Raw genomic sequence first — 23,353 nt, forward strand, 5'->3', positions numbered from 1 at the left:
AAAGAAATCGAAGTGCCTAAGAAAAGCGCAACCCGAATCAGCATTCGTAAAAAGTTAGTTGATCTCAACATGAATTGCCTCTGTTCGTAGCGGAGAGCGAAGATCGCTTAACTCCGGAGATGAAATGTTACGCGGCATGGCGTTGAAACTTGAAGGGGATACTGGCGGACAGGTTCCAGTTTCCATGTAGTTTAGTGCCGCAGAAAGCATACCTTCAGATGGATCGCCTAATGGTTTTGTTAGGTCGTCATTGACCCAGCAACCTTCCACTCTATTGTCTAAGCCTAGCTCGGTATTGATTTGGCTCTTTGGAGTAGGAATAAAACCATCAGCGAAGTCGCCAAATTTTTTCTCGTTCGCCGACTTGAACTGAATAGTGTAGTACATAGTGCCGCAGTTTTGTTCTGGTGAGAACCCGTACGGTTTACCTGTGGTTGTTGAACCTATTTGGATAACCTCCACATCAATGCCGCGCAAAGCGTTGATTAGCAGTTCACTTGAGGAAGCCGTGCCTCCTGAAGTCAGCACATATACGCGCTTTTTGTTCAGTGTCGGAAGCACTTGATCCGAATATTTCTGTGCTGCCCAGTCTATTGCTAGATTCGTAAAGCGATAGATGTTATCCCCATCTTTAATGGTACGCATCACTTTGTCATTATGAATCAACTCACTGAAGACTCGGTTCTGACCAGCACCGCTTAGCATGTAGCCTACTTGCGAGGACTGAAGGACTAAGCCACCGCCGTTGTAACGTAAATCAACGACGATCTCGTCAACATTCTCTGCTGAGAGCGTACTGAACGCCTCAATAAGCGGGGCTTGAGCGCTTGGTTCAAAGGAGTTGTATTGCAGATAGCCGATCCGCATACCATTTTGTGTAATCACTTTGGCATTTTTAACTGGAGAGGTCATGACATCAGAGGCGGTAAGCGTCACGGTTTTCTCTAGACCGCCAACACTCTCAAATGTGAAGGTGTAATCTTGATTGATGTCAGGGTTAAAGAGCGTTTTATTAATAAAATCAATGTCGGACTGACTACCGGTGTTAACCACATCAATATTATTGATTTTCAGAAGCTTATCACCACGAGCAATGCCGCTTCTATCAGCTGGCGAGGCTTCTTCAGTGTAGGAAATACGAACGTCTCGAGGTTGTACGCCACGTAGGAATGCCCAGTTAAAACCAAATCCAGCAACTAAACCGGATTGCGATGATTTCATATCATCCTCATAAGGGACGGTAAAATGGAAGCGATCTTTTGGTTTACCCGTCGCGGTAGTAGCAGAGGTGACCAGCGTATTGAAGTAATCAGTAACAGTTTTGTAGTTTGCTGGATTATTATCAGGAACCTCGTCATACCATAGATACGTTTCGTTAGTAAAAGCTCTTAAAAAGAGTTTTTCGTGTAATGCAGAGCCCAATTTATCTGGATAGGCGGCATAGTTGTCATATGGGTCCAGTCCGACGCGGGGCGTTTCACATTGGTTGATAAACGTTTTCGACGGTTGGCTAAAATCATGAACTTTCCACGTTGGACCGTTTGCACTGCTAGTGGACGGAGTAGGTGATGAGCTATCACCGCCACCACCGCCACAGCCTTGTAATAATGCGAGAGTGACTGCCGTTGCTAAAGAATACTTAAATTTCACTTTTCTATGTCCTTATAAATAATAGAATTATAATTATGTGTTTTGCTTTTGTTTTTATTAGCTAGGTGAATGTATTAATTTAATTTGTTCGTCTGCAAATTTATAGTTAAATAGTGTGAGGTAAATAACGTAAAAAAGTTGTCTTTTATACTTAAGCTAAATTAGTCATTACTTAAGTTTTCTGTCTATTTCAAAAGAGCTAACAAGACAATTAATAAGTGTGAAATTAAGACAAGTTCTTAGTTGACTAAGCGACGCTTGCTAAATAAAAAATCAGAATTAGATTCAGGAAACGCTTTGAATCAATAGTTTGGTAGGGATATATGATGTTATCTCGGGGGTGTTTGATTTATTTATCTGATGCTTTAACTTAATTTAGTGAGTTGAGCGACGTGCTTTAATAAGCTTCCGTCAATGTTAGGTAAATCATCAGCGAAAAATATCTGAGCACCGGGAGTGCAGCGCATTAATATATTTGTTAGTTCACCTTCATTGTTGGAAGTGTTAACTGCGTTAAGTTTCGCTAATTTATTACAAAGCTCGTCCTCTATTTGCACTTTCTGCTCTTCGGTGAGCCTAATGCGACCTATACATACGCCTGGGTTGATATCATGAGAAAGCGAATCTTGTTGAAATCGCTCTTTGAATAAGGTGTCTAATGCCGTACCTTCTTCCATAATAAATCGATGACCAGAATGGTAAAACAAGCCGTCTCCGAAGTTTTCGACATATCCTAGAATTTCCGCGATACGCAAATAGAATCGTAAGCTTGTATCAGAAAGTCCGTAAGTTTGGGCTATCTCTTGCGGTTTAATATCACGAGAAGTCAGCATATAAATAAAATCAAGTAAATAAGGATGCTCAACGAAAAGGGCGCTCTCTTCATCTGTTAGCATTTGCTCGTTTTGGTGCTGAAGCTCGTTGGCTAAGGTTGCGAGTTCGATGAGATCGGTATTCAGGTAGTTCAGATAAATAAGTACTTTATCCAAACCTAAAGCTGGATTATGTAGGTGGCGTTTAATACTAGATAAAGGGATGCCACTTTTCTCTGACAAGGAATTGTAGCAAAGCCCTTCTTCTTTAATCTTTTGTCGTAGCGCTGCAAGTAAAAACTTTGGTCCAACATTCATCCTTGAATATCACCTTATTCGTTATTCCGTTTACTGGCTGATATTTTGCCTTTCAAGCAGCAGGTTTCGAATCGCTGTGCCTGCTTCTAGAATGTGCTTTTTCAGTAGGTACTTGGCGCCTTCGATATCGCGATTTTGGCACATTTCAAACAAGCTTAAGTGCTCTTCTTCTGCCTTTTTAATGCCTGTAGTAAACAATAGCTGCATGCGTATGTATCGGTCACACTTTGTGTTCAGGTTGTAAATGACGTCCATAGTTTCAGGCATGTTGGCTGGCGCATATAGGGCTTTGTGGAACTCGTAGTTGTAGTTGCTCCATTCTTCTACTTCGTCGCCACTGTTCACTACTGACTCGAAACGTTCGCGAACTTCGCGCGCGCGTTCAAGGTCAGCGTCTGTCATATTTTGAATCGCGCGCTCTAAAATGTGGCATTCCACGACAGCGCGCAGTTCAAATAGCTCATTGATTTTCTCTGGAGATAGCTCAGTGACCGTCGCACCTTTGTGAGGTTCAAAGCTAACGAGTCCTTGTGCTTCCAATTGAACTAACGCTTCACGCACAGGAATTCGGCTAACATTAAACTCTTTTGCTAACGCATCTTGACGTAAAGGTTGACCAGTTTTTAACTCGCCCTTCAAGATCTGAGTTCGAATTGCTTCCTCAACGAGCTGAGTACGCGTTTTAAAAACAGGTTTCTGTGACATTGAAGTCTCCCGTGAAATTAATATTGTATCCAATCCATTTTACTTTAGTAGTTTATTGTTTTTCTGGCACAAACCAACTAGGAAAGAAGGTTTTGAGAAGTAGAGTGAAATAAAAGGCATCAGTTGATGCCTTTTTGAGCCATCTGGTGATTTTATTGGGACACACTGCCATCTATGGCGCGTTGAATACCCAGTGGGTTCGACGCTTTTAATGAATCCGGCAATAAAGATTCTGGTAAAGCTTGATAAGCGACGGGACGCAACCAACGATGAATAGCCTCTGCCCCGACAGATGTTGAGGCAGAATTGGTTGAAGCCGGATAGGGTCCACCATGAACCATAGCGTAACCAACCTCGACGCCAGTTGGCCAACCGTTGAATACAAGGCGTCCGGCGATTTCTTCCAAACTTGGAAGCAGTTGCTTGGCTTGTTCTTCGTCTTCAGCGGTAGCGTGAAGGGTTGCGGTGAGCGAGCCAGTCAGTGAATCACTCAGTTTCAACATGTCATCGAAATCTTCACAGATTACGATCAACGATTGAGGACCGAATATTTCTTCTTCCCATTGCGGGTTTTTACGCCAGTTTTTACTGTCCGTCACGAACAGTGCTGGTGCGACATTGGTCACTTCTGCTTGTTCAGAACGAGTTACGTTAATGCCTGTTTCGGAAGCTCGCTTATCCACTTCGGATTCATACGTTTCTCGGATTCCTTGCGTTAGCAAAGTGGCCGTTGATTGTTGTCGAATTAACCCTTGAGCGATTTCGATAAAGGCTTGCGTTTCTGGGCTATTCAAGACAAATACAACGCCTGGTTTTGTACAAAATTGTCCACAGCCCAAAGTCATAGAAGCCACAAACTCTTCAGCCAATGAGGCGTTTGCTCGTATGGCTGAAGGGAGAATAAATGTTGGATTAATCGCCCCTAGTTCACCATAGAAGGGGATTGGCTCTGGTCTTTGCTGAGCTAGATTGAACAGCGCACGGCCACCACCGACGGAGCCTGTAAACCCAACCCCTTTAATTTTTGGATGGGTAACGAGTGCTTGGCCAAGTGCGCGTTTGTTGCCTTGCAATAGCGTGAAGATGGCTTGCGGTAAGCACTCTTTCTCCAGTGCAGCCTCAATACACTCTGCAACAAGTTGACTGGTGCCAGGGTGGGCGGTATGGCCTTTTACAATCACAGGACAGCCAGCTGCCAGTGCCGAAGCCGTATCACCACCTGCCGTAGAAAATGCGAGCGGAAAATTAGACGCACCAAACACGGCGACAGGGCCAATTGCGATTTGTTGACGGCGAATATCTGGTTTTGGCAGTGGTTGACGGTTTGGGTTTGGCGTATCGAAAATTGCTTGATGGTGATTACCCGATCTCACAACCTCGGCAAATAGTCTTAATTGGTTCGCGGTACGTCCTATTTCGCCGCTTAAACGTGCTTCGGGAAGGGCAGTTTCTAAATGAGCACGAGCAACGATTTCTTCACTCTTCACTTCCAATTCAGAGGCGATAGAGCAAAGTAAGCTCGATCGCTTTGCATTACTTAGTTGGCGAAACTCACGCGCAACGTTTTGGGCGGCTGAGGCGGCTTGATTAACTTCTTGCTCTCCATGTACCGGAAACGCAATAGGTAGAGGCTCACCAGTAAAGGCGTTGACTGCGTAAAAAGTGGTTGGTTCTTGTGGGTTCATCATTCTTCCTTACTATCCTTATTACTTCACTTCAAATCCGTACGCATATGGATCTTCATCGTCTACCCATATTGTGTTGTGACCGTATACTTGTGCCCATCCTTCAATACTTGGCAAAATAGCGGCTTTGCCATTCACTTCGGTAATGCCTTCTATACGTCCTTGAAATAGGCTGCCGATGATACTTTCGTGAACAAAGTCTTCTCCTTGATTGAGTTTGCCTCTTGCATGCCATTGCGCCATGCGTGCACTAGTACCCGTACCACATGGCGAGCGATCCAACGCTTTGTCGCCGTAAAACACAGCATTTCGAGCGGTGGCGTTTTCTTGAGTGGGCTCTCCGGTCCATAGCACGTGAGAAACACCGCACACTGTCGGATCTTCTGGATGTACGCACTCAACCGCTCGAGATACCGCTTCGCGAACTTTTGGAGAAAGCATCAAAATTTCATCTGGAGAGTAGTGTTCAAGTCCGGCGTAGTTTTCTTGAGGGTCGACGATTACGTAATAGTTTCCGCCATAAGCAACATCGACAGTGAGCTCACCTAAGCCCTCTATGTCCACGGTTACGTCTTGGTGGGCAAGGTAAGCCGGTACGTTAAATATCTTTACCGACGTGACCTTGTCACCTTTTGTTTGGTAGTGCACTTCGATTTGTCCTGCTGGGACATCAAGTATCAAACGACCTTCTTTTTGGGGAGTGATAAGGCGATTTTCGATAGCGGTGGTGACGGTTCCAATGGTGCCGTGGCCACACATTGGTAAGCAGCCACTGGTTTCAATAAACAGAATTGAAGCGTCTGCGTTATCGCTGCAAGGAGGCAAGACAACGGACCCCGACATCATCGAGTGTCCGCGAGGCTCAAACATGAGTGCCTGACGAATCCAATCATAATGCTCAAGAAAGTATTGGCGCTTTTCGCTCATGGTATTGCCTTCGAGTGGAGGCACACCGCCTGCTACCAGCCTAACTGGGTTGCCGCAGGTGTGGGCATCAATACAGAAAAAAGTTCCTTGTCTCATTTTTCGCTCCTTGCTGAAAAAATGGTTGAATTAAACAATAGTGATGTTAACGTAATGTAAAATATATTGTATACAATCTACGTTTTCAAGTGTGACTCGGAGCATATTTATGTTGGTCAAGGATGAAACTAAAAAGGAAAGGATCGCTGTGATAGGTGCGGGGATTATTGGCTTATCAATTGGCTTGAAATTGCAGCAGCAAGGTTATCAAGTCACGATTTTTGATCCCAATGGCGTGGGGAATGGATGCTCTAAGGGAAATGCAGGCCATATCGCGACTGAGCAAATCGTCCCTCTTGCAACGCCAGCGCTGCTTCCACAATTACCTAAAATGCTGCTAGATCCCAAAAGTCCGGTTTCGATCCGTTGGCAAGATATTCCAAACACAATCGGGTGGATGATTCGTTTTCTATTACAAACCAAGCCATCAGCCGCGGAGCGGGCAAAAAACGCGATTAAGAGTCTTAACGAGCGGTCAGTGGCAAGTTGGCGTGGCGTGCTTGATTCAATCGGAAAAGCGCATCTAATAAAAATGAATGGTTCATTGCTCACTTTTGAAAACGAGAAACTGTTTCAGAATTATCAAAGCACGCTTAACTCACTGGCTAAAAACGGTGTGGCGTATCAAGTTTGGACACAAGAGGAGATTCGAGAGCGGATACCTGATCTCAGCCATAAGGTTCGTGTCGGCGTCTTTTTTCCCGATACAGGTCATACGCTAGACCCCTATCAGCTCTGTGTTGAGCTAAGTGAAGCTTTTGAAGTTATTGGCGGTAAGGTTTTACAAAAAGATGTATCTGCGTTGGCGAAAAATGGCGAGGTGCTGGTTGAGTCTCAAACGTATTCATTTGACCGAATCATTGTTGCTGCTGGTGTACATTCTAAGCCTTTGATACGGCAGCTAACCGGAGTCAAAGTGCCTATTCAAGCCGAGCGTGGTTATCACCTAATGGTGGATGACAAGCGTGATGTACTGCCATTTCCTATTAGCTCTGCAGATAGAAAATTCATCATGACTCCGATGTCTGGCGGGCTACGCTTGGCAGGCACTGTTGAGTATGCCGATGTAGAATCACCACCCAATATGAAACGTTCAGAAATGCTTTTTCAGTTAGGTGATGAGATGTTTGAATCGGAGTTAAATCCACTCAAGCAAGGAGAAAAGTGGATGGGTAATCGGCCTTCAACAGTCGACTCGTTACCGGTTATTGATAGCATTTGGGATGGAAATGTATTACTGGCATTTGGCCACCAACACCTTGGATTAACTCAAGCGGCGATTACGGCAGATCTCCTTTTAGAGCTTATCGAAGGAAAGCCGACATCGATTGATCTATCACCTTTTTCATTACAACGATTCGCCTGAAAAAATTTAATATTAAATATTGTATAAAATATATTAAATGCTAATGTTAACTTAATTTTAACAAAAATGGTGTCCAGCAGCCGTACTCGGATGCCTCCAGAAAAACAACCAAAAGGAGTAAAACATGTCACGAATGACCAAAGCACCATTGGCGCTGTTGATTTCAGGAATGCTGTTGGGGACCTCTGCTTATGCTGAAGACAAATTGACGGTCGTATCTTGGGGTGGTGCATTCACCAAGAGCCAAGTGGAGGCATATCACAAGCCTTTCATTAAAAAAACAGGTGTCGAGATCGTATCCGAGGATTTCAGCGGCGGATTAGCCGAAATTAAAGCGCAGGTGGAAGCGAACAACGTGCGCTGGGATTTGGTTTCTCTCGACAAGCCAGACATTGTTCGTGGTTGCGCCGAAGGGTTACTAGAACCAGTGAACCCAAGTATTTTGCCTCCGGGCGCAGATGGAACACCAGCACAAGAGGATTTTATTGATGGTGCGATTCACGAGTGCGCAATCAATACCATCGTAGTGTCCACTGTATTAGCGGTGAACGAAGACGCGTTTAAAGGTAAGGCTTTGCCTAGCAAGTTGACCGATCTCTTTGACCTAAAAACTTTTCCAGGTCGACGTGCATTGCAAAAACAGCCTCAGGGTAATCTTGAGTGGGCACTATTGGCTGATGGTGTAAAGCCAGAAGAGGTCTACAGCCTGCTCGAAACCGAAGCGGGGCGTGAGCGTGCTTTTGCTAAGTTGGATACGATCAAATCAGAAGTGCTGTGGTGGACAACAGGTGCCCAGCCACCTCAAATGCTTGCAGACAAAGAAGTGGTGATCGCCTCGGCGTTTAACGGCCGAATCCACAATGCCCGTAAGGATGAAGGTCAACCATTTCGGATTATATGGGACCGTCAAATGGGTTACATGAATGGATGGGCGATACCTAAAGGGAGTGAGAACACAAAGCTTGCATTGGACTTCATTGCTTTTTCTTCAGGAACAAAACCATTAGCTGATCAAGCTAAGTACGTTGCCTATGGGCCTACGCGTAAGTCGTCTTCGGCGGAGGTGAACCCAGACATTTTAGCGAACCTTCCTACCGCACCTCAAAACTTCCAAACCGCCTTCCTGATTAACGATGAATGGTGGTCAGACTACGCAGATGAACTCAATGAAGAGTTCAACACCTGGCTGCTTAACTAGGCGTTAATTTTTGTATGGGGCCGAGTTTTCATCCATAAGCGAGGTTCCGTACTTTTCCTCAACTGTATTTATGTTTTCGGAGAAATAATGAAAGTCATCGAAGCACAGCAAGTCGCGCAATGTTTAACAATGAAGTCTCTTATTGAAACGATGCGTGAAATGTACTCGCGGCCAGCAACAATACCTCAACGCCGAGTCATGCCCTTAGAAGAGGGAGAATACGAGGCGTTTGCGCTACTTCCAGCTTGGAACCAGGAGTTGATTGCGGTGAAAGCCTTTACGTATTTCCCGCATAATCCCGAGCAAGGCAAAGATACGCTTGCATCTAAGCTGCTTGTTTTCAGACGAAACGATGGTGAGCCGCTCGCACTCGTGGACGGTAAAGTTTTAACGTTTTGGCGCACCGCCGCAGCTTCTGCGTTGGCAGCGGACTATTTGGCGCGTCCCGATGCTGATCGTCTGTTGATCTTCGGAACGGGCAATCTTGCGCCTTATTTTGCGTGGGCATACGCTGCGGTTCGCCCACTTAAGCAGGTTTATATTTGGGGGCGTAACTCAGACAAAGCCGAGGCGACGGTAGATGCCATTGTGTCATCTTCAGAGTATCAGTCGCTTCCTGATGAGCGTCGGTTCCGTGTTTCAGTCGTAGAAAATGTGGGCCACGTTATCAAACACGTTGACATCATCAGCTGTATTACCGCATCAGCAGAGCCTTTGTTTAATGGCGCAGACGTGCAGCCGGGCACCCATATTGATTTGGTCGGTAATCATGACTTGGATAAGCGTGAATGCGACTCCGAAGCAGTGCAACGAGCACAGGTGTATGTTGATAGCCGTATTAATGTATTAGCCGAAGCGGGCGATCTTCTCATTCCAATTCAAGAGGGCGTGTTCACGTCAGACGATATCAAAGGGGAATTACCGCAGCTTTGCGCCCAACAAATCTCAGGACGTCAAAACGATGAGGTCATTACTTTATACAAATCAGTTGGCAGTGCTTTGGCTGATTTGGCCGCTGTAAAGGCGGTGTTGTTAGAGAATGGCATAGATAGCCATGCCTGAGCATTTTTGCTCGTTCATTTAAATTGCATACAATATACATATAAGGAAAGTAGTTCATGAAAATTGATTGGAAAGGTGTTTATCCGGCGGTCAGTACGCAATTTCGTCAAGATCAGTCAATCGACTTAGACGCAACGCAAACTGTTATAGATAACCAAATTAAAGATGGTGTGAATGGCATTATCTGCTTGGGTACTGTCGGTGAGAACTGTGCGTTGTACCCGGAGGAGAAACGCCAGGTCTTGCAAGCGGCAAAAGAAGTCGTAAATGGCCGTGTGCCTTTGATTGCTGGTACAGCAGAGTCTATTACCACAGCAGCTGTTGATTACATGCAGGATGCGTACAAAATTGGTATCGATGGTTGTATGGTGATGCCTGCCATGGTTTACCGCACGTCTGAGAGCGAAACGTTCGAATATTACCGCACGCTAGCAAAAGCAACGCCAGAAATGCCAATCATGATTTATAACAACCCGGTTGCTTATGGTGTCGATGTAAACCTCGATATCATGGTGAAACTGGCTGAGTTTGAAAGCATTGTAGCTATTAAAGAGTCGACCACTGATACTCGTCGTATCACCGAGCTTTACAATAAATTTGATGACCGCTTTACCGTGTTCAGTGGTGTTGATGACATCGCTCTTGAATCATTGATGCTAGGTGCGACCGGCTGGATTTCTGGTTTAACCAACGCATTCCCAGAAGAGTCCGTTGCGATTTATAAACTGGCAAGCCAAGGTCGTTATGCTGAAGCGTTAGAGATCTACCGTTGGTTCTTACCCCTACTGCGTTTAGACACCATTCCTACGCTGGTTCAGTGCATAAAATTGGCCGAGCAAGTCTGCGGACGTGGCTCTGAACAAGTTCGTGCGCCACGCCAACTCTTACAAGGTGAAGAGCGTCAACAAGTCATTCAAATGGTTGAACATGCGTTAGAAACCCGCTTAGACCTATCCAAATACAATCTGTAATTGTGCTGTTTAGTAGAGCGTTAACTGACGCTCTACTCATTCGTAATATTCAAAAAATGAGAAGAGGGAAGTCATGAGCACGGAAAACAAGGACTATGTCAGCTTTCAACACGTTAAGAAAACCTACGATGGCACGAATTTGGTGGTGAAAGACTTCAACTTAGATATTGCTCCTGGAGAGTTTGTTACTATGTTGGGGCCGTCAGGATCGGGCAAGACCACTTGCTTGATGATGCTAGCAGGCTTTGAAACTGCGACCGGTGGAGACATTTATATTGATGGCGTTCCTGTCAATCATCTCGCGCCGCACAAGCGCGATATTGGTATGGTGTTTCAAAACTATGCGTTGTTTCCACATATGACCATTGCTGAGAATCTTGCGTTTCCTTTAAAGGTGCGAAAACTCGACAGTGACACGATTCAAAGCAAAGTTCAGAGTGTATTAGAAATGGTCGAGCTTGAGCATGTTGCGACTCGATACCCGAAGCAGTTATCAGGTGGTCAACAACAGCGTGTTGCGTTAGCGCGAGCATTAGTGTTTGAGCCTAAACTCGTATTGATGGATGAACCACTAGGCGCGTTAGATAAGCAGCTGCGTGAGCAAATGCAGATGGAAATTAAACATTTGCATGAAAAGCTTGGCATTACCATTTTGTATGTGACGCACGATCAAGACGAAGCTCTCACTATGTCCGACCGTATTGCGGTTTTTAATCACGGTGAAGTGCAACAACTCGCGACACCAACCGAGCTTTATGAATCTCCGAGTAATACGTTTGTTGCGCAGTTTATCGGAGAAAACAACCAACTCTCAGGTTTAGTCAAAGAGTGGAACGGAAAGTATTGCCAAGTGCTCGTTGGGAAAGAGTTATTTACTGCGAAACCTGTCAGAGTCTCTGAGCAAGGGCAGAGAACAACACTTTCCATTCGACCAGAAAAGATTGTTATTCAACCAGAGAAAGCGTCTTGCGAGAACCAAGTCTCGGGCGTCCTACGAGAATTGATTTATCACGGTGATCATTATCGTCTGGTCGTCGAAGTAGAGAGCGTTGGTCACTTCATCGTTAAAGTACCTAACGATAATCGTAAACACTTGCAGTTAACGCCTGGCTCAATTTGTCGTATTGGTTGGCAAAGTGACGATTGCCATGCTCTTGATGGGACACAAACTCAAAGTAGCGAGGTAGCAGCATGAGTCGAGAGCTAACCGCATTAGATTCTGTATTGGAAATCGAACGCCAAGTTCATGAGCAAGAAACCAATCTGAAAGCGCAGTTGCAAAAGGCCGAGCGCCGAAAAAAGCTTCGCTCCATTATGCTCACAACGCCATTGGTGTGTTTTATTCTGCTTACGTTTGCTTTTCCTATCCTCGACATGCTTTATCGAAGCGTGGATAACCGAGAAATATCCCTGTCACTACCACAAACTATTCAAGCCTTAGAAAGTTGGGATTATCAAGGTCAGCCTCATCAAGAAGTCATTGAGGCATTCTCTGTTGAGGTACTTGCGCTTTATCAAAGCAAAGAGCTACCGAAAATAGCCAACCGGATGAATATTGAAGAGTCTGGTATGCGCAGTTTACTCATGAAAACCGGCAGAAAGTTGTCTCGTTTGACGTCGCTGCCGAGCTCGGTGACACAACTAGCTAAGCTGGATAAGCGTTGGGCTAATCCTAAATATTGGGCGGCGTTTAAGAATCTTAGTGGCGCATTAACATTCAGTCATTATCTTGCAGCGCTAGACTTGCAAGTGAATGAGTTTGGAGACATTGAGCCCCAACCAGAAAAACGCCAAATATACGTCGACCTTTTCTTTAAAACTTTTTGGATGTCTATTTCAATCACCTTAACTTGTTTGGTGATGGCGTACCCCGTTGCTTACCTGCTTGCCAATTTACCTGATAAGCGCGCGAACTTACTTTTAATTATTGTGCTGCTGCCATTTTGGACATCATTGTTAGTCAGAACCACGTCTTGGATTGTTCTGCTGCAAAACCAAGGGGTCATTAATGATCTCCTTATTTGGTCGGGTTTTACTTCTGAGCGAATTCAGATGATTCACAATACCTTCGGAACGGTGGTGTCTATGGTGCACATTCTGTTGCCTTTTATGATCCTGCCTCTGTATAGCGTAATGAAAGGAATTAGCCCAACTTATTTCCGAGCCGCTCGTTCTCTAGGCGCGACGCCTTTCATTGCGTTCATCAAAGTTTATATGCCGCTTACGTTACCGGGTATAGGTGCGGGGGCCTTGCTTACTTTCATTCTTTCTATTGGCTTCTACATTACGCCCGCTTTGGTTGGTGGAAGAAGCGGACAGATGATCTCCAATATGATTGCCTATCATATGCAGACATCACTGAACTGGGGGATGGCTGGCGCATTGGGTGGACTGCTTTTGTTCGTTGTACTGGTTCTGTTTTATATGTTCAACCGTGTGGTTGGCATTAACAACCTTAAGGTAGGGGGATAACCATGGCATTACCAAACTATGCATCAAAAGTAGAGCGAGTTGCTTACGCAGGTTACTTAGCTTTTTGTGGGGTGGTGCTGTTCTTTTTAATCGCTCCAATTCTGACCATCATCCCGTTATCGTTTAATGCAACGCCTTACTTTACTTTTACCGAGGGGATGTTAAACCTTGACTCGGCAGCGTATTCTACTCGCTGGTATCAAGAAATGTTTACTAGTGATCAGTGGCTGTTGGCGCTGAAAAACAGCACGTTTATTGCTTTTATGGCGACACTCGTTGCAACAGGGCTAGGAACTCTGGCGGCGTTGGGTTTAGCAAGTAGTAACTTGCCTTTTCGCAATACGATTATGGCGCTGTTGATCTCACCCATGATCGTACCAGTCATTATCTCTGCTGCTGCGATGTACTTTTTCTACACACGCTTTGGCTTATCACAAACTTATTTAGGCATCATTTTGGCACACGCTGCGTTAGGTACGCCTTTTGTCGTCATTACCGTTACTGCGACGTTAAGCGGCTTTGACCATAGCTTGGTAAAAGCGGCGGCTAGCTTAGGCGCAAACCCTGTTTATACTTTCAGACACATTACCTTTCCACTGATTCGTCCGGGGATGATATCTGGCGGCTTGTTTGCTTTTGGCACCTCGTTCGACGAGGTTGTGGTGGCGTTATTCCTGACTGGGGCAGAACAAAAAACCGTTCCGAGGCAGATGTGGTCAGGAATTCGAGAGCAAATTAGTCCGACCATATTGGCGGTCGCTACGTTGTTGATTTTTATGTCGGTGTGTTTGCTCGTGACATTAGAAGTTTTGCGTAGACGTAATGTACGCATTCGAGGCATTCAAGAGTAACCAAACTTTTTCTTTGTTGGTCACTTTGCACTTTTGTTTAGGGGCACCTCAATTTTTGACCAAATGCGCCTCATTGTAGGCGCTTGTCTTTTTTGTGTATCTTCAGCGATGACTGACATATCACTCTGGTAGCTTAATGCCAGCTTGCTCGAAACGTGCCAAAGGCGACTTGTTTGATTGCTGATACCAACTAGCTGGCATGTTTGATTTAAGTCGCGCTTTTTCTTCCTTGCTAATCACAACATAATGCAAAAACGTATTAAGTGTGGTTCCCATCACGTCAAATGTCATTTCCCCATCTTTGCTGATGGCTTTCAATAACCCAACCACGGCTTCCTCAGGGACTAACGGTTCAACCACCGCCTTTTTTCGCTCTTTTATTGATGTTGAAGCGGGCAGTCTTGCACGTGCCGTCTCCCAACAAACTTTGTTGGTTTTACTGACAAGGTTGTGCTTGTAGCAGTAGTAACTGAATAAAAAGCGTGGCAGGTTTTGCCAGCGTTCGGCTTGGACTTCTAACCAAAGATGTTGTAGCTCAATATCAGCGTCGGTCATAGGAGTTGTTTAGCAAAAAGAAAAGAAACCATTTTATCGCTTTTGTGAGGAGCAATAAAAGATATTTGAATGGAAAGATAAACAACTAGTTGATCAATATTACTAAAGCAAATCGATTTCTGGCAAGCTCGTGCAACGGCAACTCGAGTACCAAAAACTGACACCGTCACGTTCAGTTGTTAACAAAATGTTTCATCTTGTCTTGCGAGTAGATTATATGGAGATGCTCTTGCAGTAATAAGGGCAGTGGCGATGCAAAAGACGTAATGCATTTAAGGAAAACTCAATATAGAAGAAATTAGATGGAACTGAAGACTTTGAGTGTCGCGATTGCGACAACATTAACCAGCACTGGCGTATTTGCGTTAAGCGAGCCAGTTTCTCAAGTTACAGAGCAACATGCACATTCGGCTCATACACACGGTGTTGAATCCAATCGAGTTGAATACCAACCAACCGCAACTCTCCCTATTCAGCCCTCCAAGGCAACTCGAGTACAGTCACTTGAAAGCCTTGATGAGTCGAGCACTGCTTGTGATTTGGAAGCATTGGTTACCGAAAGCAGTAACCAATTGATCAGCGAAATTTTAAGTCAGGGCGCGACGTGCGTGAACCAGTTATTCTCTGCTGAAAGTCGGATTCAGGAGTCGGTATTTAGCTCCGATCATATGTACAACATTGCGAAGCGCACTACGACATTGGCGAAGGGGTATACAGGTGGCGGGAGCGATGAACTCGAAACGTTTTTCTTATACTTGCGCGCGGGTTATTACGCCGAGTTTTACAATGACAACATCTCATTTATTGAATGGGTTACCCCAGCGGTGAAAGAATCCGTGGATGCGTTTGTTAATAACGCAAACTTCTATGAGAACAGCGACCGTCACGGCAAAGTGCTTAGTGAAGTCATCATCACTATGGATAGTGCGGGCTTGCAGCACGCGTACTTACCGCAAGTGACCCAGTGGCTTACACGTTGGAATGATCAATACGCCCAGCACTGGTATATGCGCAATGCAGTTAACGGTGTTTTCACTATTTTGTTTGGTGGGCAGTGGAACGAGCAATTTGTGCAAATAATTGGCAACCAAACGGACCTTGCCAAAGCTTTAGGCGATTTTGCTCTGAGGGCATCATCAATCGGTGCTGAAGATGAGTTCATGGCCGCGAATGCGGGGCGAGAGCTCGGGCGTTTGACCAAGTATACGGGTAACGCGAGTTCTGTTGTGAAGAGTCAGCTGAGTCGAATCTTTGAACAGTATGAAATGTATGGTCGGGGTGACGCGGTTTGGCTTGCGGCGGCGGACACTGCCTCATATTACGCAGATTGTAGTGAGTTCGGAATTTGTAATTTCGAAACTGAGCTAAAAGGCTTAGTGCTATCGCAAACTTATACTTGTAGTCCAACAATTCGAATATTGTCCCAGAATATGACGCAAGAGCAACACGCGGCCGCATGTTCTAAAATGGGTTACGAAGAGGGTTACTTTCATCAGTCATTAGAAACTGGTGAACAGCCAGTAAAAGATGACCACAATACTCAGCTCCAAGTCAATATCTTCGATTCAAGCACCGATTATGGTAAGTACGCAGGGCCAATTTTCGATATTAGTACTGACAATGGCGGTATGTACTTGGAAGGCGATCCTTCCCAGCCGGGGAATATTCCCAACTTTATTGCTTATGAAGCCTCTTATGCGAACGCGGATCACTTTGTCTGGAACTTAGAGCACGAATACGTGCATTACTTAGATGGTCGATTTGATCTCTATGGAGGGTTTAGTCATCCAACTGAAAAAATAGTGTGGTGGAGTGAAGGCATTGCAGAGTATGTCGCTCAAGAAAATGACAACCAAGCAGCACTTGAGACGATTTTAGACGGCTCGACATATACCTTAAGTGAGATTTTCGAGACTACTTATGATGGGTTTGATGTCGATCGAATTTATCGTTGGGGGTACTTAGCTGTACGTTTTATGTTTGAAAATCATAAAGATGACGTAAACCAAATGCTGGTGGAAACACGCCAAGGGAATTGGAGCAATTACAAAGCAACGATCACCCAATGGGCGAATTTATATCAAAGTGAGTTTGAGCAGTGGCAGCAAGCCCTTGTCTCAAATGGTGCACCTAATGCAGTCATAACCGCAAACAACAAGGGGAAAGTCGGTGAAAGCATTACATTTAGCAGTGAAAACAGTACAGACCCAAACGGGAAGATCGTCAGCGTCTTATGGGACTTCGGTGATGGCTCGACAAGTACACAAACCAAGCCGACGCACCAATATGGGAGTGAAGGGGAGTATTCGGTCAGTCTAAGTGTGACAGACAGTGAAGGCTTGACGGCAACCGCCACTCATAGTGTTGTTATCTCAACGTTGGGCGGTAATGACACATTGCCACAAGACTGCGCGGTGCAAAGTAAAGTAAGCGGTGGGCGCCTAACAGCAGGAGAGCCTGTTTGCTTGGCAAATCAACAAACCATTTGGCTGAGCGTGCCAGCGGTGAATGAGAGCTCAAATCTGGCGATAACGACGGGGAACGGTATGGGCAACCTAAAGCTTGAATACAGTAACTCTGGTTGGCCGGATGGTGCTAATCTTCACGGGTGGTCAGATAATATTGGTAATGGAGAGTGTATTACGTTGTCAAATCAGAGTAACTACTGGGGCTACGTTAAAGTCTCTGGTGACTTTGAGAATGCCGCCATCGTCGTTGATTTTGATGCTCAGAAGTGTCGTCAGTAGGGCATTTTAACTGCATCATTTTAATTTAATTGATCGCCTCGCTAACATTGCGGGGCGTTTTTGTTTTTCACGCCGTTATCTCTATAAAAAAACCAGCCCGAAGGCTGGCAAACAAGGAGTTTGAGATGAAAATGAAAACGTTATAAAGCTTGCTGATATCCTATTTCTCAATAAGTTGGGTTGTGCGTTGAAGCCAGTTTTTATCTTGCGTATCAAGAAAAGGGCTAAGTGCTTGATAGACTCGTGAATGGTAATGATTGAGCCAGTCTAGCTCTGCTTGATCTAGCATTGATAAATCAAGGGCGTTGGTCGCAATTGGAGCAAGAGTGATGGTCTCAAAACCGTAAAACGTGCCGAACTCATTTTGTTCTACTTCTACAACTTTAAGAATGTTCTCTATTCTTACCCCGTACTCACCTTCGCGATAAACGCCTGGCTCATTAGTAATGACCATACCCGGTTTTAGTTCAACCTCGTGGTGGCTTTGCGAGAAATTTTGTGGGCCTTCGTGAACATTCAAGCAAATGCCCACGCCGTGTCCAGTGCCGCACTTGTAATCAATACCATGTTGCCATAAGACGCCACGCGCCATGATATCAAGATTGGCACCCGTAGAGCCTTTCATGAATCGAGTCTGAGTCAGTCGGATGACCGCTTTGAGCACCAAGGTATAATCTTTGCGCTGCTTAATGGTCGGTGACCCGAAGTGGAAAGTACGGGTGATGTCTGTTGTCCCGCCAAGGTATTGGCCACCAGAATCGACGAGAAAGAAGTTGCTTTCATTGACTGCCGCATTGCTTTCTTCATCGGCGGCATAATGCATTTTTGCCCCGTGAGCTGCGAAGCCTGCGATAGTGCGGAAACTGTCACTCACATAATGTCGGGTTTGACGGCGATAGTGATTCAGTTGTGCCTCAGCAGACAATTCTGTAACGAGTCCGCTTGGAACTTGCTCTTCGAGCCAGTTCATAAACCTTACGATTGCCACACCATCATCTGTTAATGCCTGTTCTAGGCTAGTTAGCTCGGTCGCATTTTTTATGGCCTTCATTGCCGTTACAGGGCAAGCCATTGGCTTTAGATTCACATTCCCTTCAATCGAACTCACCAATAAGCTGTCTGTGTGGGTCGGGTTAAAAGCGAGCGATAATCCCTCACATTGCTGATTCAAATACTGACTTACGTAGTTGTAATGGCGAATGTGTACACTCTGATCGGTCAGCGCTCTTTCAACGTCTTGAGGCAGTTTGGCTTTATCAATAAACAGTGTCGCAAGTGATTGCTCTACGACTAGATAGGCTTCAGAAACTGGGCAGTAATTCGTATCACCACCTCGAATATTCATTGTCCACATGACATCATCTAGCGTTGACACTAATAAGCTATCTACTTGGTTCTCGGTTAACCAAGAACGGATTCTTGCTAACTTATTTTCAGTGTCAACGCCAGCAAAAGCGGTGGGGTGCTCGAATACGGGTGCACTTGGGCGAGGTGGTCTTTCAAGCCAAATCGGTGTGAGTAAATCCAGGTCGAGAATGATCTTAATGTTTTTCGCTTCAAAGGTTTGTTTGAGGCCTTGATAAAAAGCGTAACTGATGGCGCGCCCGTCAACCGCGATAATACTGTTTTCTGGTAGCGTGGTAGCCAGCCATTTGGCAACTGTCGGCGTTTCTGGTTGTTTGGCTTTAAACAGTTCAAGTCCTGTGCCGTGTAACTGTTCTTCAGCTTGAATATAGTAACGACCATCAGTCCACAGGCCACCACCTTGTTGGGTAATGACGACATCGCCTGCTGAGCCGGTAAAACCTGAAATCCAGCTTCGCGCTAACCAATGATCCGCTGAGTATTCACTGTTATGTGGGTCATTGTTGGTCACGATATATGCAGACACGTTGTGAAAGGACATTGCCTCACGCAATAACGTAAGGCGTTGGTTTACTGAGTTAGTATTGTTCATTAAATGGTTCCTAAAGTCATATTTGAGCAATAGATATGATGCTGCTCCGAGCCTGTTTTTATTGGGTTCTGTTGCCCGCATACTTCTGTTGCTTCTGGGCATCGAGTACGAAAAACGCAACCGCTCGGTGGGTTAAGTGGAGAAGGAAGATCGCCGGGCAATAGTTGTATTTCACGGTCACGTGCTAATTGCGGATTAGCTATCGGGACAGCAGATAACAGTGCTTTGGTGTAGGGGTGTTGAGCATCATCAAATACTTGATCGTAACGTCCTACTTCCATAGGTTTACCAAGATACATCACCATAACGCGGTCGCTGATATGGCGCACCACGCTTAAGTCATGCGCAATCATCACCAGTGTTAACCCCATTTCTTGTTTAAGATCATCTAGAAGATTGATGACCTGAGCTTGTATGGAGACATCTAGTGCACTAACGGGTTCATCACACACGACCAAATCTGGATTGAGAATTAATGCTCTGGCAATGCCCACACGCTGGCATTGACCTCCGGAAAATTCATGTGGATAGCGGTTTCGCTGGCTCGCCAAGAGACCCACTTTATCCATCATAGCGATGACACGCTTTTCTACCTCTGCCCGTTTAAGCTTTGGCTCGTGGGTGAGCAGTGGTTCGGCGATGCATTCTGAGATGGTTAACCTCGGATTCAAACAAGCGGATGGGTCTTGAAACACCATCTGAAATTCTCTGCGTCGAGAGGAAAGCTCTTTTTTACTAAACCCGAGCATGTCTTGACCTTTCCAAGTCAACTCGCCATGTGTAGGTTCAATTAAGCGAAGTAAGGCGCGAGCAAGTGTTGATTTTCCGCAGCCTGATTCCCCCACAATGCCAAGTGTCTCACCTCGGTAAACATCTAAGTCGATACCATTGACCGCTTTCACGATTTTACGTCGACTTGGAATAAGATGACGTGAAACAGGAAAGTGGACGTTTAAATCACGAGCAGACATGAGGACTTCTTTTTTATTCATAACGCCTCCTTAAGCTTTTATTTGAATGGGAGTGATAACACTGGGTGCTTTAACGTGACAGGCAATGGACTGGCTCGTGTTTAATGGAGAAAACCGTGGGGTTTCGTATTGGCAACGCGTCTCTCGATGCTCGCACCGCTCTTTAAACGGACACCCTTGATGGTTAATCAACGCACTTGGTGGGTTACCTGGGATGGTTGGTAAACGCGGCATATCTTCAGTGATGGAAGGAATTGCCTTTAGCAAGCCTTGAGTGTAGGGGTGCGCAGGTTGAGCGAACAATGTCTCGGTATCTGATTGCTCCATTTTTTGACCACCATACATGACCAATACGCGATCACACATCTCGGCGACGACGCCCATATCGTGAGTGATCAGTAAAATAGCCGTATTGAACTCTTGTTGTAAGTCTCGTAATAGCGTCAAAATTTGAGCTTGAACGGTTACATCTAACGCGGTGGTTGGTTCGTCTGCAATTAACAACTCGGGCTTACACAACAAGGCCATCGCTATCATGATTCGCTGACGCATTCCGCCAGATAATTCGTGAGGGTATTGATTCATCCTAGTTTCGGGAGAGGGAATACGCACCGCATCCAACATGTGAATCGATTCAATTTTTGCTTGTTTTCGGGTCATTCCTTTATGAATCATGAGAACTTCACAAAGCTGTTTGCCAATTTTCATAAATGGGTTGAGTGACGTCATCGGATCTTGAAAGATCATTCCGATTTTCTCTGCACGGATGCGGTTGAGCTGCTTTTTAGACATCGCGAGTAAATCATCACCGTGGAACATTGCGCTTCCAGACACGGCGCCGTTATCCGCGGTTAACCCCATTAATGCGAAAACAGACTGGCTTTTTCCCGAACCTGATTCCCCAACAATCCCAAGAGTTTCGCCCGCTTTAATCGAGTAGGAGAGATTACTGACCGCTTGCACTTGCCCATCTGGCGTATCGAAGCGCACGTTCATGTTTTCAATAGATAGCATGGGTTTGTCCTTATCGGTCTTTCGGGTCAAGAGCATCACGCAAGCCATCGCCGATGAAGTTAAAACAAAAGAGGGTGGCAACTAAAAACAGAGAGGGAAAAAGCAGCATCCACAATGCAACGTCAATCGTTTTTGCGCCTTCGGAAATTAGGATTCCCCAGCTCGTGTCTGGTGGTTGAACACCAAGCCCTAAGAAGCTCAAAAACGATTCGAACATAATGAATCCTGGTACCATTAAGGAGGAATAAACCATCACGATCCCAAGCACATTAGGCAGAACATGGCGTCGGACAATTGTCAATTTAGAAACCCCAATAGAGTGTGCGGCTTCGATGAACTCTCGCTTTTTTAGACCGAAGGTGACACCACGTACAACACGGGCAATGCCCAGCCAAGATACCATTCCGATCACGATAAAAATCAGGTAGATGTTGTTGCCAAAAAGGGTAACAAACAGGATAACCATAAACATAAATGGCACCGAATCGAGCACCTCAATAATGCGCATCATTACGCTATCGACAACGCCGCCAAGATAGCCGGAAATACTTCCCCAAATCGTACCAATAACAACGGCGACTAAGGCGCCAACAAAACCTACCAAAATAGAGAGCCTGCCACCTTGCATCGTGCGAGCGAAGACATCTTGCCCGAGATCATCGGTACCAAAGTAATGGCCACTGCTCAGTGAAGGTTTCCCTAGCTCGTATGGATCGATGAGCACTTCCCAGTCAATTTCATCATGGCCAAAAGCGGCAAGAGAGGGGCCGAAAGTGATGCATAAGGTAATGAAAGCCAAAACATACACTGATGTCATTGCGGCTCTGTTTTTACGAAATCGAGTCCATGCATCCTGCCAAAGACTGCGACCTTCGACGGCTTCAATATTGTCGACGACTTGATCTTGAAGAGCTTGTGTATCCAGTTTTTTGATCGTTAACATACCGGACTCCTAAACGCGTATACGAGGGTCGATAATCGTATATAGCAAGTCGACCACAAGGTTAAAGAAGATAGTGAGTGAAGCGACAATCAGAGTAATGCCCATTACTAGGCCGTAGTCGCGGTTGAGAGCCCCAGACACAAAGTGTTGTCCCATGCCACCTGTACCAAAGAAAATGTCGATAATCACCGAGCCTGTCACAACAGACACAAACGCAGGGCCGAGCATCGCAACGACGGGAATCAGGGATGGTCGCAAAGCGTGATGGAATAAAATGTAGGTTGTGGACAAACCTTTGGCTTTTGCCGTTCGAATGTATGGTTGGTTGAGCGTTTCAATCATTGCGCCACGCATGACGCGTGCAATACTCGCAATGGAGCCAATCGCTAAGCTGAGCACGGGAAGAACAAGAAAAGCCAGCTTTCCTCCTTCCCAACCACCAGCAGGGAACCAGCCAAGCTGAATAGCGAAAATCATGACTAAAACCGGAGCAAGCACGAAAGCCGGAACCACAACTCCAGTCATCGAAAGTGTCATCAGGCCGTAATCTAGGCGGCTATTTCGGTTCAATGCCGCAATGGTGCCAAGCAACATGCCAAGTGGAACGGAAATACAAAAGGAGAGTACGCCTAATACTGCTGAAACTGGCCATGATTGTGCGACGAGCTGTGTAACACTGAAGTCTTGATAAACGAAGCTCGGACCGAGATCTCCTTGTATGAAATTACCAATGTAAATCCAAAACTGAGTAAGGAAGGGCTGGTCCAAATGGAATTTTGCTTCGATATTCGCACGTACCACTTCTGGCATAGGCCGTTCCATATCAAATGGCCCCCCTGGTGCAATGTGCATCAGCCAAAATGATACGAGTGCGATGAATAGAAGCGTGGGGATAGCGATAGCTAATCGCTTAACAATGTACCAAATCATGATCCATCATCCTTTGGTCATCCGAAATCACTTCGAACGGTTATGAATAAAAAATGGTCTGAGCTCAGGTTGCCTTCTCCACCGAGAGATATGAGGAACGGCAAGTAAACATTGAACTTGCCG

19 protein-coding genes are annotated in these 23,353 nt (G+C 45.5%); 8 read left to right on the forward strand and 11 right to left on the reverse strand.

The features are described from left to right. Window positions 1-54: 54 nt before the first annotated feature. From R7040_RS01680 to R7040_RS01700, 5 genes are all read right to left on the reverse strand, one after another. Complete coding sequence (locus R7040_RS01680) at window positions 55-1,650, reverse strand: S41 family peptidase (protein WP_042521927.1); 1,596 nt, start codon at window positions 1,648-1,650, stop codon at window positions 55-57. Between the two features lie 365 nt (window positions 1,651-2,015). Then, a complete protein-coding gene (locus R7040_RS01685) occupies window positions 2,016-2,780 on the reverse strand; it encodes a transcriptional regulator (protein ID WP_318095316.1) in 765 nt (254 codons plus the stop codon). Between the two features lie 30 nt (window positions 2,781-2,810). Further along, on the reverse strand, window positions 2,811-3,485 hold the full coding sequence (locus R7040_RS01690; protein WP_005377862.1) for a GntR family transcriptional regulator: 675 nt from the start codon (window positions 3,483-3,485) through the stop codon (window positions 2,811-2,813). A 152-nt stretch (window positions 3,486-3,637) separates the two neighbouring features. Beyond that, a complete protein-coding gene (locus R7040_RS01695) occupies window positions 3,638-5,170 on the reverse strand; it encodes an aldehyde dehydrogenase (NADP(+)) (protein WP_318081251.1) in 1,533 nt (510 codons plus the stop codon). Between the two features lie 21 nt (window positions 5,171-5,191). After that, a complete protein-coding gene (locus R7040_RS01700) occupies window positions 5,192-6,193 on the reverse strand; it encodes a 4-hydroxyproline epimerase (protein ID WP_047008677.1) in 1,002 nt (333 codons plus the stop codon). Window positions 6,194-6,302: 109 nt separating this feature from the next. On the opposite strand from R7040_RS01700, the gene R7040_RS01705 reads away from it, so the two are divergent. The 7 genes from R7040_RS01705 to R7040_RS01735 all read left to right on the forward strand — a co-directional run bounded on the left by R7040_RS01705 (window position 6,303) and on the right by R7040_RS01735 (window position 14,113). Further along, the gene (locus R7040_RS01705; protein ID WP_318081249.1) at window positions 6,303-7,559 is read left to right on the forward strand and encodes an FAD-dependent oxidoreductase; all 1,257 of its coding nucleotides are present in this window, start codon (window positions 6,303-6,305) and stop codon (window positions 7,557-7,559) included. Between the two features lie 124 nt (window positions 7,560-7,683). After that, entirely contained in the window at window positions 7,684-8,757 is a 1,074-nt protein-coding gene (locus tag R7040_RS01710) for a polyamine ABC transporter substrate-binding protein (RefSeq protein WP_054576452.1), read from the forward strand. Window positions 8,758-8,844: 87 nt separating this feature from the next. After that, window positions 8,845-9,819: an ornithine cyclodeaminase family protein gene (locus tag R7040_RS01715; protein ID WP_222716630.1), complete on the forward strand. Its 975-nt coding sequence runs from the start codon at window positions 8,845-8,847 to the stop codon at window positions 9,817-9,819. Between the two features lie 56 nt (window positions 9,820-9,875). Continuing rightward, complete coding sequence (locus R7040_RS01720) at window positions 9,876-10,790, forward strand: dihydrodipicolinate synthase family protein (protein WP_054730115.1); 915 nt, start codon at window positions 9,876-9,878, stop codon at window positions 10,788-10,790. A 73-nt stretch (window positions 10,791-10,863) separates the two neighbouring features. Then, a complete protein-coding gene (locus tag R7040_RS01725) occupies window positions 10,864-11,985 on the forward strand; it encodes an ABC transporter ATP-binding protein (RefSeq protein ID WP_048626301.1) in 1,122 nt (373 codons plus the stop codon). Further along, entirely contained in the window at window positions 11,982-13,262 is a 1,281-nt protein-coding gene (locus R7040_RS01730) for an ABC transporter permease (RefSeq protein WP_171344740.1), read from the forward strand. Before R7040_RS01725 ends, R7040_RS01730 begins: the two co-directional genes overlap by 4 nt. Window positions 13,263-13,264: 2 nt before the next feature. Then, the gene (locus R7040_RS01735) at window positions 13,265-14,113 is read left to right on the forward strand and encodes an ABC transporter permease (protein ID WP_171344739.1); all 849 of its coding nucleotides are present in this window, start codon (window positions 13,265-13,267) and stop codon (window positions 14,111-14,113) included. 120 nt (window positions 14,114-14,233) lie between these two features. On the opposite strand, the gene R7040_RS01740 is transcribed toward R7040_RS01735, so the two are convergent. Continuing rightward, window positions 14,234-14,668 carry a hypothetical protein gene (locus tag R7040_RS01740; RefSeq protein WP_318095317.1) on the reverse strand — a complete coding sequence of 145 codons (435 nt, stop codon included), beginning with the start codon at window positions 14,666-14,668 and terminating at the stop codon, window positions 14,234-14,236. Window positions 14,669-14,970: 302 nt separating this feature from the next. Here R7040_RS01740 and R7040_RS01745 point away from each other — a divergent pair, with 302 nt between their 5' ends. After that, window positions 14,971-17,415 (forward strand): collagenase, encoded by a 2,445-nt coding sequence (locus tag R7040_RS01745; RefSeq protein WP_017820899.1) that lies wholly within the window; start codon window positions 14,971-14,973, stop codon window positions 17,413-17,415. A gap of 160 nt (window positions 17,416-17,575) precedes the next feature. Here R7040_RS01745 and R7040_RS01750 read toward each other — a convergent pair whose 3' ends face one another. The 5 genes from R7040_RS01750 to oppB are packed head-to-tail and all read right to left on the reverse strand — an operon-like array spanning window position 17,576 to window position 23,230. Next, on the reverse strand, window positions 17,576-19,372 hold the full coding sequence (locus R7040_RS01750) for an aminopeptidase P family protein (RefSeq protein ID WP_017633962.1): 1,797 nt from the start codon (window positions 19,370-19,372) through the stop codon (window positions 17,576-17,578). Next, window positions 19,372-20,364 (reverse strand): ABC transporter ATP-binding protein, encoded by a 993-nt coding sequence (locus R7040_RS01755; protein WP_017633963.1) that lies wholly within the window; start codon window positions 20,362-20,364, stop codon window positions 19,372-19,374. The genes R7040_RS01750 and R7040_RS01755 overlap by 1 nt, the downstream gene beginning before the upstream one ends. Window positions 20,365-20,373: 9 nt before the next feature. Beyond that, a complete protein-coding gene (locus R7040_RS01760) occupies window positions 20,374-21,357 on the reverse strand; it encodes an ABC transporter ATP-binding protein (protein WP_017820901.1) in 984 nt (327 codons plus the stop codon). A 10-nt stretch (window positions 21,358-21,367) separates the two neighbouring features. Further along, window positions 21,368-22,300, reverse strand: coding sequence for an ABC transporter permease subunit (locus R7040_RS01765; RefSeq protein WP_005377839.1), 933 nt, complete (start codon window positions 22,298-22,300; stop codon window positions 21,368-21,370). 9 nt (window positions 22,301-22,309) lie between these two features. Further along, window positions 22,310-23,230 carry an oligopeptide ABC transporter permease OppB gene (gene oppB, locus R7040_RS01770; RefSeq protein WP_005377838.1) on the reverse strand — a complete coding sequence of 307 codons (921 nt, stop codon included), beginning with the start codon at window positions 23,228-23,230 and terminating at the stop codon, window positions 22,310-22,312. Window positions 23,231-23,353: the final 123 nt, after the last annotated feature.

This window comes from Vibrio sp. 1069, assembly GCF_033340555.1.

Coding starts and splice junctions, on each gene's coding strand:
- R7040_RS01685 (WP_318095316.1), bottom strand. CDS start 2,780: ATGAATGTTGGACCAAAGTTTTTACTTGCAGCGCTACGACAAAAGATT.
- R7040_RS01690 (WP_005377862.1), bottom strand. CDS start 3,485: ATGTCACAGAAACCTGTTTTTAAAACGCGTACTCAGCTCGTTGAGGAA.
- R7040_RS01695 (WP_318081251.1), bottom strand. CDS start 5,170: ATGAACCCACAAGAACCAACCACTTTTTACGCAGTCAACGCCTTTACT.
- R7040_RS01700 (WP_047008677.1), bottom strand. CDS start 6,193: ATGAGACAAGGAACTTTTTTCTGTATTGATGCCCACACCTGCGGCAAC.
- R7040_RS01705 (WP_318081249.1), top strand. CDS start 6,303: ATGTTGGTCAAGGATGAAACTAAAAAGGAAAGGATCGCTGTGATAGGT.
- R7040_RS01710 (WP_054576452.1), top strand. CDS start 7,684: ATGTCACGAATGACCAAAGCACCATTGGCGCTGTTGATTTCAGGAATG.
- R7040_RS01715 (WP_222716630.1), top strand. CDS start 8,845: ATGAAAGTCATCGAAGCACAGCAAGTCGCGCAATGTTTAACAATGAAG.
- R7040_RS01720 (WP_054730115.1), top strand. CDS start 9,876: ATGAAAATTGATTGGAAAGGTGTTTATCCGGCGGTCAGTACGCAATTT.
- R7040_RS01725 (WP_048626301.1), top strand. CDS start 10,864: ATGAGCACGGAAAACAAGGACTATGTCAGCTTTCAACACGTTAAGAAA.
- R7040_RS01730 (WP_171344740.1), top strand. CDS start 11,982: ATGAGTCGAGAGCTAACCGCATTAGATTCTGTATTGGAAATCGAACGC.
- R7040_RS01735 (WP_171344739.1), top strand. CDS start 13,265: ATGGCATTACCAAACTATGCATCAAAAGTAGAGCGAGTTGCTTACGCA.
- R7040_RS01740 (WP_318095317.1), bottom strand. CDS start 14,668: ATGACCGACGCTGATATTGAGCTACAACATCTTTGGTTAGAAGTCCAA.
- R7040_RS01745 (WP_017820899.1), top strand. CDS start 14,971: ATGGAACTGAAGACTTTGAGTGTCGCGATTGCGACAACATTAACCAGC.
- R7040_RS01750 (WP_017633962.1), bottom strand. CDS start 19,372: ATGAACAATACTAACTCAGTAAACCAACGCCTTACGTTATTGCGTGAG.
- R7040_RS01755 (WP_017633963.1), bottom strand. CDS start 20,364: ATGAATAAAAAAGAAGTCCTCATGTCTGCTCGTGATTTAAACGTCCAC.
- R7040_RS01760 (WP_017820901.1), bottom strand. CDS start 21,357: ATGCTATCTATTGAAAACATGAACGTGCGCTTCGATACGCCAGATGGG.
- R7040_RS01765 (WP_005377839.1), bottom strand. CDS start 22,300: ATGTTAACGATCAAAAAACTGGATACACAAGCTCTTCAAGATCAAGTC.
- oppB (WP_005377838.1), bottom strand. CDS start 23,230: ATGATTTGGTACATTGTTAAGCGATTAGCTATCGCTATCCCCACGCTT.